The following is a 12,473-nucleotide window of genomic DNA, read 5'->3' as shown; positions in this document are numbered from 1 at the left end:
CGGGGGGCAGGGCGGGAGGGCGGCCGTACCGCCGGTGGCCGCGGCGAAGGCGGGGGAGCGGGCCGGCGCCGGGGTGGCGGGCCGGGCAGGCCCGTCGACGGCACCGGCACCCTCATCGGCACCGGCTTCGGCTTCGACACCGGCGTCGGCTTCGGAAGCGGTCGGGGCGGACGGGACGGACGCGGCCGCGCACACCGACGGGCCGCCGGCCTTCGCGGAAGGAACAGTGGACGGGGCAGCGGACGGGGCGGGAGACCCGGCGGACGCGGCGGGCCCGGCGGACCCGGCGGGCGGGGCCGGTGGAGCCGCCGGGGGTGACGGCGGTGACGGGGGCGACGGGGGCGACGCGGGCCCCGACGGGACCGGGCTCTGGGCCAGAGCCAAGGGCGCGGGCAAGGGTGCGGGCGCGGGTAAGGGTGCGGGCAAGGCGAAGGAAGACCGCAAGGGTCGTACGCCGGCGCCCGCGCGCCCGGTGGGCTCCGCAGGCGCTGCCGAGGTCGCGGAGGAGGATCTGTACGACTTCGTCCCCGCCGAGGATCCGTTCCCGACGCTCACCCCGCTCCACGAGGAATGGCACGACGACGGCGCCCGCGCCTCCCGCTGGGCGGCCCTGAAGGAGGCCGCCTCCCAGGACACCGCCGACCCCACCCCCTGGCCACCTGCCGGACCCCGCCCGGGAGCCCGGGTCGAGCCCCGCCCCGGCACCAACGGGACGCCTCGGCCGGAACCGGACCGTGCGGCGGGGTCACAGACGGAGGGGGAGGCCGAGGATGACGGGGAGGGCCGGCCGTGATCCTGACACGCGGGCCGGAGTCTCGCTCCGGCCGCGTGTCACCCCGTGTGCCCCACCTGATCCGCCCACCGCGTACCGGCCCTGCCGGGCTCCGCCGGGCGCGTGGTCTCAGCCGTCCTGGTTGCCGAGGACGCCGCGCAGTTCCCGCGGCAGGAGGGTCTCGCAGGACTGCTTGGCCTCGTGGGTGAGGGCGTCGCCGACGCAGGTGTAGTAGTCGCGGTAGACCAGCTGGACGGTGAAGGTCGAGGCCACCAGGACCAGGGCCAGGGAGGCGGTGACCAGACCGGTGACGGCCGCTGTCCTCTGAGGCCGGCCGGCCTGCGCCGGCGGGGCCGGCGGAGCCCCGGGGGGCACCGGGTTCGCCCCGTTCGCGGGGTTCCCAGCGTTCAGGGGGTTCGCCGAGTTCGCGGAGTGCGCGGAGTTCGCGGGGCTGTCCGGGGACGGGCGGCGCGGCTTGGCCCGTAGCGCGCTGGTGCCCCAGTACAGGGCCAGGGCGCCGAGGAGCAGCGCTACGTACGGCCAGCTGAAGAGGACGAAGAAGACCGACCACATGCCCGAGAGCAGTGCGTACCGCGCGCGGCGCTGCGCCGGGTCCGTCGGGTCCCAGCGCATGCCGGAGCCGGTCGGTCCGCCGGGCCCCTGCGGGCCGCCGCCGGGACGCTCGCCGAAGCCGCCGGGGGAGCGGCCGGGCTGCCGGTCGCTCCACTGACCGCCCCAGGGCGAATGGCCGTCGGGCCCTTGACCGCCGGTGGGTCCCTGAGCGCCCCCGGGGGCCTGCCCCTGGCCCGCGCCGCCCCAGCCTGAACCGTGCCCGTGACCAGGGCCGTGCCCTGACGCTCCACCGGGATGACGCGGCTGCCACGGCTGGTCCGGCGTGCCCTCCGGCGGTGGCGCGAACGGATTGTCGTCCTGCCGCCCGCCGTCCCGCCCGGAACCGCCCTGCCCTGACCCGCCCTGTCCGGAGCCGCCCTGTCCGGGACCGCCGTGCCCGGAGCCGTCCGCCCCGGAGCCGCCCTGTCCGGGACCGCCGTGCCCGGAGCCGTCCGCCCCGGAGCCGCCGTGCCCGGAGCCGCCCTGGTTCGCGCCGCCTCGGCCGGAGCCGTCCTGTCCGGAGCCTTCGGGGCCGCCTCGCGGAGTCTGTGCCGGGGGCCAGGTCGGACGCTCCCGCAGCAGGGCGGCGCCACCCTCGCCTCCCTGGGCCGGGCGCGGCGGGAACGTGAGGAGTCGCAGGCTGCGATCGGGCATCAAAAGAGCGTCTTCCCCTAGGTGACTACGGCAGTCCGACGTGAGCTTCCACCCCGTGAACGCACCGCACGACGACCGCGTTCCCGGGGTTGCTCTTTCGTGATCCTTGCGAACGCTACCTTCCGGCGGACCACCCGTCCCGAGGGGCCCTTCCTGAGTGCCGGTATCGTTGCTGGCGGTCGGCCGCTTCGTAGACTTCCCCGTATACCGGGGCGCGAAGCATTCGTAGGACCGTACAAACCGGCCGTACACGGATCGCAACCCGAGAAAGGGCCCCATCGTGGCCGCCACCTCCGCCGGCCCGGCAGTCAAGCGCCTCGTCGTGCTGGTCTCCGGCTCCGGCACCAATCTGCAGGCGCTGCTGGACGGGATCGCCGCCCTCGGCGCCGAGGCGTACGGCGCCCGCGTCGTGGCCGTCGGCGCCGACCGTACTGGTGTCGAGGGGCTGGCCCGCGCCGAGCGCGCCGGGATCCCCACCTTCGTGTGCAGGGTGAAGGACCACGGCTCCCGCGAGGAGTGGGACGCCGCGCTCACCGCGGCCGTGGCCGCACACGAGCCGGACCTCGTCGTCTCCGCCGGGTTCATGAAGATCGTGGGCAAGGAGTTCCTGGCCCGGTTCGGCGGACGGTTCGTCAACACCCACCCCGCCCTGCTCCCCAGTTTTCCCGGCGCCCACGGCGTCCGTGACGCGCTCGCGTACGGCGCCAGGGTCACCGGCTGCACCGTCCACTTCGTCGACGACGGCGTCGACACCGGCCCGATCATCGCCCAGGGCGTGGTCGAGATCCGGGACGAGGACGACGAGAGCGCGCTGCACGAGCGCATCAAGGAAGTCGAGCGAAGGCTGCTCGTCGAGGTCGTGGGGCGGCTCGCCCGCAACGGCTATCGCATCGAGGGACGAAAGGTAGTTATCCAGTGACCGCCGAGAGCAACAAGCGGGCCATCCGTCGCGCGCTCGTCAGCGTCTACGACAAGACCGGTCTGGAGGAGCTGGCCCGCGGGCTGCACGAGGCCGGCGTGGAGCTGGTCTCCACCGGGTCCACGGCCGGCCGGATCGCCGCCGCCGGCGTCCCCGTCACCAAGGTCGAGGAGCTGACCGGCTTCCCCGAGTGCCTGGACGGCCGGGTCAAGACCCTGCACCCGAAGGTGCACGCGGGCATCCTCGCCGACCTGCGGCTGGACAGTCACCGCGAGCAGCTCGCCGAGTTGGGCGTGGAGCCGTTCGACCTCGTCGTGGTCAACCTCTACCCGTTCCGGGAGACCGTCGCCTCCGGCGCCTCGCCCGACGAGTGCGTCGAGCAGATCGACATCGGCGGCCCCTCGATGGTCCGCGCCGCCGCCAAGAACCACCCGTCCGTGGCCGTGGTGACCAGCCCGCAGCGGTACGCCGACGTCCTGGCCGCGGTGCAGGACGGCGGCTTCGACCTCGCCGCCCGCAAGCGGCTGGCCGGCGAGGCGTTCCGGCACACCGCCGAGTACGACATCGCGGTCGCCTCCTGGTTCGCCTCCGCCTACGCGCCCGCGGACGACTCGGCCTTCCCCGGGTTCATCGGCACCACCCTGGAGCGCGCGCACACCCTGCGCTACGGCGAGAACCCGCACCAGCCCGCCGCCCTCTACACCTCCGGCGAGGGCGGGCTCGCGGCGGCCGAGCAGCTGCACGGCAAGGAGATGTCGTACAACAACTACACGGACACGGACGCCGCCCGCCGTGCCGCGTACGACCACGACGAGCCCTGCGTGGCGATCATCAAGCACGCCAACCCCTGCGGCATCGCGATCGGCGCGGACGTCGCCGAGGCGCACCGCAAGGCGCACGCCTGCGACCCGGTCTCGGCGTACGGCGGTGTGATCGCCGTGAACCGTCCGGTCAGCAAGGAGATGGCCGAGCAGGTCGCGGACATCTTCACCGAGGTCATCGTGGCGCCCGGCTACGAGGAGGGCGCGCTGGAGGCCCTCACCAAGAAGAAGAACATCCGCGTGCTGCGCTGCCCCGACGCCCCGGCCCACCCGGTCGAGGTCAAGCCGATCGACGGCGGCGCGCTGCTCCAGGCCGCCGACCGGCTCCAGGCCGAGGGTGACGACCCGGCGGCCTGGACGCTCGCCAGCGGTGAGGCGCTCTCCCCGGAGGAGCTGCGGGAGCTGGCCTTCGCGTGGAAGGCGTGCCGTGCGGTGAAGTCCAACGCGATCCTGCTCGCCAAGGACGGCGCCTCGGTCGGTGTCGGCATGGGCCAGGTCAACCGCGTCGACTCCTGCAAGCTGGCCGTCGAGCGGGCCGGCGAGGAGCGCGCCCGGGGTTCCTACGCGGCCTCCGACGCCTTCTTCCCCTTCCCCGACGGTCCGGAGATCCTGATCGGCGCCGGTGTCCGGGCGATCGTCCAGCCGGGCGGCTCGATCCGGGACGAGCAGGTCGTGGAGGCCGCCAAGAAGGCGGGCGTGACGATGTACTTCACGGGCACGCGCCACTTCTTCCACTGAGCCGCGGACCGCGCGCGACGCCGCCGTGCCGAGCCGCGGACCGCGCGTCACGAGACGCCGCCGTGCTGAGCCGTCGGCCAGGTGTGGCGCCCGCCGTGCCGAGCCGTCGGCCGTGCGTGGCGCCCGCCGTGCCAAGCCGTCGGCCGTGCGTGGCGCCCGCCGTGCCGAGCGCGCTGAGCCGTCGGCCCCGCTGAGGCGCCCGCCGCCGGGAGCGGTCCGGTCCCGCCCGTCCCTCGACGGGCGGGACCACGCATGCCCGGGCCGGTCGCCCGCTCCGGCCGCCGTCGCCCCGGGCCGCCGCCCCGGCTCCGGTGCCTGACCTGGCTCCGGCGTCTGACCGACTCCGGCATCTGATCTGGCTCCGGCGTCTGACCGACTCCGGCATCTGATCTGGCTCCGGCGTCTGACCGACTCCGGCATCTGATCTGGCTCCGGCGTCTGACCGGCCCCGGTGCCCGGTCGGCCCCGCCCCCGGCCCGGCCCCGGCACCGATGCGCTACCGCCCGCGTCCGGCTGCCCGTGACCGTGACGCCGCCCCCCCAGAGGGGAGTTATCTCCACCGCGTTCCCCGCCCCCGCGCCACCACAATGAGTGGCGGAGCCCGGTCCCGCACGGAGGGACGGCACCGGCGCCGCGCACGGCGGCGCACGAACGGGAAAAACAGGGGGAGCGAGTCGCATGGACGACCGCATGACGAGGCCGGGCGGAGTCCGCCCGCCGGAGACGATCAGAGGTTTCTCGGTGTCCGCCGGGGTGACGGGACTGAGGCGGGCGTCGGCGCTGTGCTGGATGTCGACGGCGGCCCTCGGCCGGTCGCTCGCCGTGTCCGGCGCGATCAGCCTGGTCGGACCGGGCCTCGGCCTGGTGCCGCGAGCCATGGAGGGGGTACGCGGCCTGGCCGTACGACAGCGTGAACTCGCCCGGCGCTGGGCCGGGGTGGAGATCCCGGGGCCGCCCGGACCGCTGCCGCCCGAGCCCGCCGGTGCCTCCGGTCCCGTCGCCCGCTACCGCTGGATCATGAGCGATCCGCAGACCCGGCGGGAGTACGTCTGGGCGCTCACCGACCCGATCGCGGGCGCGTTCCTGGCCTTCCTCCCGCTCGCGCTGGTCCTCAGCGGCGTCTGGGGTGTCTTCCTGGCACTCTTCGGTGTTCCGCTGTCCGCCGAGTGGGACGGCCTGTGGTACCAGTTCATCCCGATCGAGGGCCGGGCCACGGCGGTGCTCGCCGGTGTCCTCGGGGCGCTCCAGCTGGCGCTGGCCCTGTGGGCGGCCCCGCGTGCCGTCCGCGTACACGCCCTGTACACCAGGGCGATGCTGGCGCCGGGCGAGAGCGAGCTGATGGCCGGCCGGATCCGGCATCTGGCCGCCACCCGGTCCGACGCGGTGGACACGCAGATGGCGGAGATCCGCCGGATCGAGCGCGATCTGCACGACGGCGCCCAGGCCCGTCTGGTGGCCATGGGCATGACGCTGGACGCGGCGGAGCAGCTGCTGGAGTCCGACCCCGGGGCCGTGCGCGGCCTGCTGAACGAGGCCCGGCAGTCCTCCTCGGCGGCGCTGGAGGAGCTGCGCAACCTGGTCCGCGGCATCCATCCACCGGTCCTCGCCGACCGCGGACTCGCCGACGCGGTCGAGGCGTTGGCCCTCACCTGCCCGGTGCGCACCGACGTCCGGGCCGAGCTGCCGGGCCGTCCCGCGATGCCCGTGGAGTCCGCCGCCTACTTCGCCGTCTCGGAGGTCCTGACCAACGCCGCGAAGCACGCGGGCGCCCACCGGGCCCGAGTCGAACTCCGTTACGATCCCGGGTTGCTCCGCATCACCGTCACCGACGACGGACGCGGCGGCGCCGACGCCTCCCGCGGCACCGGCCTGCGGGGTGTCGAGCGCCGGCTCGCCACCTTCGACGGCGTGCTGACCGTGAGCAGCCCGGCGGGTGGCCCGACGATCGTGACCATGGAGATCCCGTGCGTATTGTCCTCGCCGAAGACCACTTCCTCCTGAGGGACGGGCTGATCCGCCTGCTCGGGGCCTACGGCCACGACGTGGTGGCAGCCGTGGACAACGGCGCCGATCTGCTCCGGGCCCTCGGCCGGGAACGGCCGGACGTCGCGGTCGTCGACGTCCGGCTCCCGCCGGACTTCACGGACGAGGGGCTCCGTGCCGTCCTGGCCGCGCGCGAGCAGGACCCCGGCCTGCCGGTGCTGCTGCTCTCCCAGTACGTCGAACCCCTCTACGCCCGTGAACTGCTGGCCGGCGGCGGCCGGGGCGTCGGCTACCTGCTCAAGGACCGCGTCACCGACGGCGCCCGGTTCCTGGAGTCCATCCGGCGGGTGGCAGCGGGCGGCACCGCGATGGACCCCGAGGTCGTCTCCCGGCTGCTGGTCCGCAAGGAGCGCGACGCGTCCGTCGGCAGTCTCACCGCGCGGGAACGCGAGGTCCTCGAACTCATCGCCCAGGGCCGCTCCAACGCGGGCGTGGCCCAGGCCCTGTTCATCACCGAGAAGGCCGTCGCCAAGCACATCGGCAACATCTTCACCAAGCTCGGTCTCCACCAGGCGGACTCCGACAACCGCCGGGTGCTGGCCGTGCTGGCCTACCTGGACCAGTGAGGGCCCGGGGCGGGTGCGGGGGCGGATGCGGGGGCGTGCGGAACACCGCCGCCGGTCCCGCCCCGCGGAACACTGCCGCCGGTCCCGCCCCGCGGAGAACCGAGGCCCGTCCCCGGGTCTGCGGAACACCGCCGCCCGTCCCCGGGTCCGCGGAACACCGCCGCCAGGCCCCGGGTCCGCGGAGCACCGATGCCCGCCCCCGGCCCGTGAAACGCCGCCGGGCTGTGGCTTCCCCTCCTCGCGAGGAGGGGAAGCCACAGCCCGGCGGGCGGTCGGACCCGCGCGCTCAGTAGCGCGGACGGTTGAACCAGGCGGTACCGCTCGGGACGACCGGCGCGGCGGTGATCACGGCCGCGAACACCACCCAGATCAGCGGGAAGATCACCGCGGAGGCGAGACCGGAGTCCATGCCGACGAAGAGCATGAGCAGACCGACGACGCCGCCGAGCGCGCCGTAGACCACCGTGGTGATGCGCACGCCCTGGGCGCCGCGGCCGAACTTCACGCCCAGGGTGATGGACAGCGCGGCCAGGCCCAGCGCGATCAGCGCGATGAACACGATCAGCCCCGCGGCCATGTGCCCGCCGTCGCCGATCGAGTCGAACGGGTTGTCGTCGGACGAGCTGCCCAGGTCGTCCGCCGTGTTGGAGACGTCGTTGACGAAGGCGGCGACGTACAGCCAGATCAGGCCGGCGATGATCTGGACCGCGGAGATGAGGTACAGGAACACCCGTGCCGTCACGAGCAGACCCGGCATCGACTGCGGCATCGCGTTGGCGCCCGGGTAACCGGGGTAGGCGGCCTGCTGCGGGTAGCCGTAGCCCTGCGGCGGGACGCCCGGCTGCTGCGGGTAGCCGTAGCCGGGCGCGGCCGGGGGCTGCTGGGGCGGGGCGCCGTAGGGATTGTTCGGGTCGCCAAAGCTCATGGCGGTCTTCCTCCGTTTGCGTTGCTCAAGTGCGGGGACGACACGCGGCACGGTTCGGAGGAGAGTTCTACAGATGCGGTCCGTCCCCCCGGCACTGCCCGCGGCACTGTGTGCCCATCGTTCTTTAACACGCTCTTACTTGTCCAGCCGGATACGTCAGGTGTTGTGCAAGTGCAACATCACTGATCATGCTGTGACACCCGGATTGGAACCGGGACCGGGTCATCCGCGAGGATGGGGACATGACCGCCCAGATTCTCGATGGCAAGGCCACCGCAGCAGCGATCAAGTCCGATCTGACCGCCCGCGTGGCGGCGCTGAAGGAGAAGGGCGTCACGCCCGGCCTCGGCACGATCCTGGTCGGGGACGACCCCGGCAGTCAGAAGTACGTCGCCGGCAAGCACCGCGACTGCGCCCAGGTGGGCATCGCCTCCATCCAGCGCGAGCTGCCGGCCACGGCCACCCAAGAGGAGATCGAGGCGGTCGTCCGGGAGCTGAACGAGGACCCGGCCTGCACCGGCTACATCGTCCAGCTGCCGCTGCCCAAGGGCATCGACGAGAACCGCATCCTGGAGCTGATGGACCCGGACAAGGACGCCGACGGCCTGCACCCGATGAACCTCGGCCGCCTGGTCCTGAACGAGCCGGCTCCGCTGCCCTGCACCCCCAACGGCATCCTCAGCCTGCTGCGGGCGCACGGCGTGGAGATCAAGGGCGCCGAGGTCGTGGTCGTCGGCCGCGGCGTCACCATCGGCCGCCCGATGCCGCTGCTGCTCACCCGGCGCAGCGAGAACGCCACCGTCACCCAGTGCCACACCGGCACCCGCGACCTGCCCGCCCACCTGAGGCGGGCCGACATCATCGTCGCGGCGGCCGGCTCCCCGCACCTGATCCGCGCCGAGGACGTCAAGGAGGGCGCGGCCGTCCTGGACGTCGGCGTCTCCCGCAACGCCGAGGGCAGGATCGTCGGTGACGTCCACCCGGACGTCACCGAGGTGGCCGGCTGGATCTCCCCCAACCCCGGCGGTGTGGGCCCGATGACCCGGGCGCAGCTGCTGGTCAACGTGGTCGAGGCGGCGGAGCGCAGTGCCGGCTGACGACTCCCGCTCCCACGGGCCCGCGGAACCGACCGTGCGCGACGCCGTCAGCGCACCCGACGCCGAGGGGCGTCCGCGCCGCACCACCCGCCGCTTCCCGCTGTTCACCAGAGACACCGCGCGGCCCGAGGGCGGCGGACGGGCCGCCGCCGGCGACGCCCCGGCGCCCGCCCGGCAGTGGCCGCTGCTCGCCGTCACCGGGCTGGTGGCGGTCGGCCTGCTGGTGACCGCGCTGGACGCGTTCCGGCCGGGGACCGTGCTCATCGGCGTGGCGCTGCTGGGCGGCGCGGTGCTGCGCTGGCTGCTGCCGGACGTCGGCATGCTCGCCGTGCGCTCCCGCTTCACGGACATCGTCACGTACGGCGTCCTCGGCCTGGCGATCACCCTGCTGGCGCTGATGATCCAGCCCGACCCGCTGCTGAAGCTGCCGTTCCTCAAGGACATCCTGCACTTCACGCTCGCCAAGTAGCGCGCCAGGACAGGTGGCCCGCGCCTCCCCCGGGGGCGCGGGCCACCTGTCGTGTCCCCGGCCCCGACGCTACGGCCGCCCGCCGCGTACCGCGTCGACCCCCGGGCCGAACCGCCGTACCACCCCGTGCGGCAGCCGCCCGGCGTCTGCAACTTCCGCGGTACCGCGTCCGGTTGACTCCGGCCGTCACCCGTGCGGGTTACCCTGCGGCGATGCGACCGAGGACCCACCGCCCGCTCGTCGTGGACACGTTGATCGCGGCGGCCATGGCCGTGGTGGCCGTCCTGCTCGGGCGGGAGTCCCGGTCGCAGGGATGGCCGGAACTCGACGCCCGCGCCTACGTTCTCGTCGCCCTCGCCCACCTGCCGGTCGCCCTGCGCGGCCGGCGTCCCCTCGCCGTCTTCGCCGTCGCCGAAACCGCGGCGGCCGGTTACGTCAGCCTCGGCTACTGGCCGGTGGTGTGCACCTTCGGCCCCATGCTCGCCCTGTACACCGTGGCCTCGGTCCGCTCGCTGCGCGCCGCCCTGGTCTGCGCCGGCTGCCTGGCCGCGTTCTGGGTGTACGCCGGTGTGGTCAGCCACAGCCCCTCCATGGCCTCCGTGTGCGGCCAGGCGCTGCTGTACTGCTCGGTGCTGGTCTGGTTCGGGTACCTGGCGCGCCGCTCCGCCGAGCTGACCCGGCGGCTGCGCGCCGAACAGGCCGAGCGGGCCAGGCGCGCGGTCGCCGAGGAACGCGGCCGGATCGCCCGCGAACTGCACGACGTCGTCGCCCACCACATGTCGGTCATCTCCGTGCAGGCCGGCCTCGCCCGGTTCGTGTTCGACTCCGACCCCGGCAAGGCGCGCGGCGCGCTCGGCACCATCGCGGACACCAGCGGCGAGGCCCTGGAGGAGCTGCGCCGCATGCTCCAGGTGCTGCGCGAGGAGGACCCCGAGGCCCCCGAGCGGGCGCCCATGCCCACCCTGGCCAGGCTCGGCGAACTCCTCGACCGGGTCAGGGCCGGTGGTCTGCCCGTGGATCTCGCCGTCGAGGGCACCGCACGCGCACTGCCGCCCGGCGTCGAACTGTGCGCCTACCGCGTCGTCCAGGAGGCCCTCACCAACGCCATCAAGCACGCCGGTCCCGCACGCGCGCGCGTGGAACTCTGCTACGGCGCCCACGAGCTGACCGTCCGCGTCACCGACGACGGGGAGGGGGCGGATCCGGCCAGAGTGCCGGCGGGCACCGGACACGGCTTGATCGGCATGCGGGAGCGGGCCAAGCTCTACGGCGGGACGATCACAGTCGGCCCACGCTCCCAGGGCGGTTACGAGGTACGGCTGACCGTGCCGACCTCGGCCGCCGGACCCGGCCGCGGGGACACGGCGCGGGCGGAGCGGTGACGCGCGGCGCACGGCGGGGGGCGACCGTACGGAATGACCAGAGTGCTCGTCGTGGACGACCAGTTCCTCATCCGCGCCGGTCTCGTCGGCCTGCTGGAGGCGGCGCCCGGCTTCGAGGTGGTGGGCGAGGCGGGGGACGGCGAGGAGGCGGTGCGGCTCGCCGCCGAGACCCGCCCCGACGTGGTCCTGATGGACATCCGGATGCCCGGCGTCAACGGCATCGAGGCGACCGGACGGATCCTCGCCCAGGCCGCCGACCGCCCGCCCCGGGTCCTGGTGCTGACCACCTTCGACCTGGACGAGTACGTCTACGGGGCGTTGCGCGCCGGTGCCTCCGGGTTCCTGCTGAAGGACTCCGGGCCCGAGCGGCTGCTCGCGGCGGTCACCGCGGTCGAGGGCGGCGACGCGCTCTTCGCGCCCAGCGTCACCCGGCGCCTGGTGGAGGCGTTCGCCCGGCAGCAGGCCCCCGCCGGGGCCGAACCCCCGCCCGGACTCGACGTGCTGACCGCCCGCGAGGTGGAGGTCCTCACGCTCACCGCACGCGGTCTGTCCAACCTGGAGATCGCCGACCGCCTCCACATCAGCGAGGCCACCGTCAAGACCCACCTCAACCGCACGATGACCAAGCTCGACCTGGGCAGCCGGGCGCAGGCGGTGGTGCTGGCGTACGAGACGGGACTGGTGACCCCCGGCGGCTGACCGCCCGACGCCCGGCCACCCCCCCCACGCGTGCACTGCCCCGGCGCCCGCACCCCCCGCACGCGTGCACCGCGCCCCGGGACCTGGGATCCTTGGTCAGCGCATCCCTGTGGGCGGCCCGGGGGCCTCGCGCGAGATCGACAGCACGACCGGGGGAAGAGGGGGAAACCCATGCCTCGTTGGAAAGCCCTGCCGGAGGAACTGGACCCGCAGATCGCGGAGTTCACCGGCCGGCTACGGCAGCTCGTGGACCGTGGCGGTCTGAGCGTCGCGGCCCTGGCCGACCGGACGGGCTACAGCAAGACGTCCTGGGAGCGGTACCTGGGCGGGGAACTCCTCGCGCCCAAGGGGGCGGTCATCGCGCTCGCCGAGGCGACCGGCACTCACACCGGCCATCTGACCACCCTGTGGGAGCTGGCCGAACGGGCCTGGAGCCGGGCGGAGCTGCGGCACGACACCACCATGGACGCACTGCGCGTCTCGCGGGCGCGAGCCGCGCTCGGCGACGCGGGGGCGGCCCCGGAGAAGGGCACCGGGACGGCCGCCCGGCGCGGTGGCGGGTCCGCCGCCGTGCCCGGGATCGCGGGACCCGCCGGTGTCTCGCCGACGATCCCCGCCCAGCCGGAGGGCCCGGAGACCGGCGCCGGTGACCGTGCCGGCGGCGCCGCCGGCGGGCCCGAGGACGTCGGCGGCTCGTTGCCCGTCAAGAACTCCTGGGGGCTTGCCGGCTACCGCGGCCCGTCGCAGGCGAGCGCCCGCCCGGGCGCCCGCCCCCC

At 74.4% G+C, this 12,473-nt stretch carries 12 protein-coding genes; 10 read left to right on the top strand and 2 right to left on the bottom strand.

Going from position 1 to position 12,473, the window contains the following annotated elements; all coding sequences use genetic code 11:
* Nucleotides 1-226 precede the first annotated feature (226 nt).
* Nucleotides 227-793, top strand: a complete 567-nt coding sequence (locus GT045_RS07515) for a hypothetical protein (RefSeq protein ID WP_161333682.1) — start codon at nucleotides 227-229, stop codon at nucleotides 791-793.
* A 108-nt stretch (nucleotides 794-901) separates the two neighbouring features.
* Here the strand turns inward: GT045_RS07515 and GT045_RS07510 are convergent, their stop codons facing one another.
* On the bottom strand, nucleotides 902-2,038 hold the full coding sequence (locus GT045_RS07510; protein ID WP_202527428.1) for a hypothetical protein: 1,137 nt from the start codon (nucleotides 2,036-2,038) through the stop codon (nucleotides 902-904).
* A 280-nt stretch (nucleotides 2,039-2,318) separates the two neighbouring features.
* On the opposite strand from GT045_RS07510, the gene purN reads away from it, so the two are divergent.
* The 4 genes from purN (at nucleotide 2,319) to GT045_RS07490 (ending at nucleotide 7,125) form a co-directional block, all read left to right on the top strand.
* Nucleotides 2,319-2,957: a phosphoribosylglycinamide formyltransferase gene (gene purN, locus GT045_RS07505; protein ID WP_161296949.1), complete on the top strand. Its 639-nt coding sequence runs from the start codon at nucleotides 2,319-2,321 to the stop codon at nucleotides 2,955-2,957.
* On the top strand, nucleotides 2,954-4,516 hold the full coding sequence (purH, locus tag GT045_RS07500; protein WP_161333681.1) for a bifunctional phosphoribosylaminoimidazolecarboxamide formyltransferase/IMP cyclohydrolase: 1,563 nt from the start codon (nucleotides 2,954-2,956) through the stop codon (nucleotides 4,514-4,516). The genes purN and purH overlap by 4 nt, the downstream gene beginning before the upstream one ends.
* Nucleotides 4,517-5,194: 678 nt before the next feature.
* Nucleotides 5,195-6,517: a sensor histidine kinase gene (locus tag GT045_RS07495; protein ID WP_161291320.1), complete on the top strand. Its 1,323-nt coding sequence runs from the start codon at nucleotides 5,195-5,197 to the stop codon at nucleotides 6,515-6,517.
* Nucleotides 6,481-7,125, top strand: a complete 645-nt coding sequence (locus GT045_RS07490; protein ID WP_161291323.1) for a response regulator transcription factor — start codon at nucleotides 6,481-6,483, stop codon at nucleotides 7,123-7,125. The genes GT045_RS07495 and GT045_RS07490 overlap by 37 nt, the downstream gene beginning before the upstream one ends.
* Before the next feature lie 286 nt (nucleotides 7,126-7,411).
* Here the strand turns inward: GT045_RS07490 and GT045_RS07485 are convergent, their stop codons facing one another.
* On the bottom strand, nucleotides 7,412-8,050 hold the full coding sequence (locus GT045_RS07485) for a hypothetical protein (RefSeq protein WP_161291325.1): 639 nt from the start codon (nucleotides 8,048-8,050) through the stop codon (nucleotides 7,412-7,414).
* 242 nt (nucleotides 8,051-8,292) lie between these two features.
* On the opposite strand from GT045_RS07485, the gene GT045_RS07480 reads away from it, so the two are divergent.
* The 5 genes from GT045_RS07480 to GT045_RS07460 form a co-directional block, all read left to right on the top strand.
* Nucleotides 8,293-9,147: a bifunctional methylenetetrahydrofolate dehydrogenase/methenyltetrahydrofolate cyclohydrolase gene (locus tag GT045_RS07480; RefSeq protein ID WP_161333680.1), complete on the top strand. Its 855-nt coding sequence runs from the start codon at nucleotides 8,293-8,295 to the stop codon at nucleotides 9,145-9,147.
* A complete protein-coding gene (locus GT045_RS07475) occupies nucleotides 9,137-9,616 on the top strand; it encodes a DUF3017 domain-containing protein (RefSeq protein WP_161291329.1) in 480 nt (159 codons plus the stop codon). Before GT045_RS07480 ends, GT045_RS07475 begins: the two co-directional genes overlap by 11 nt.
* A gap of 212 nt (nucleotides 9,617-9,828) precedes the next feature.
* The gene (locus tag GT045_RS07470) at nucleotides 9,829-10,998 is read left to right on the top strand and encodes a sensor histidine kinase (RefSeq protein WP_237538410.1); all 1,170 of its coding nucleotides are present in this window, start codon (nucleotides 9,829-9,831) and stop codon (nucleotides 10,996-10,998) included.
* Nucleotides 10,999-11,031: 33 nt separating this feature from the next.
* A complete protein-coding gene (locus tag GT045_RS07465) occupies nucleotides 11,032-11,697 on the top strand; it encodes a response regulator transcription factor (protein WP_202515630.1) in 666 nt (221 codons plus the stop codon).
* A 171-nt stretch (nucleotides 11,698-11,868) separates the two neighbouring features.
* Nucleotides 11,869-12,473, top strand: a 605-nt coding sequence (locus tag GT045_RS07460) for a helix-turn-helix transcriptional regulator (RefSeq protein ID WP_161333679.1), incomplete at its 3' end; no start/stop codon positions are given.

This window comes from Streptomyces sp. SID486, from assembly GCF_009865385.1.
Taxonomy (GTDB): Bacteria; Actinomycetota; Actinomycetes; order Streptomycetales; family Streptomycetaceae; genus Streptomyces.
The sequence above is the reverse complement of the archived record's forward strand: the minus strand, read 5'-3'. Positions and strand labels throughout refer to the sequence as shown.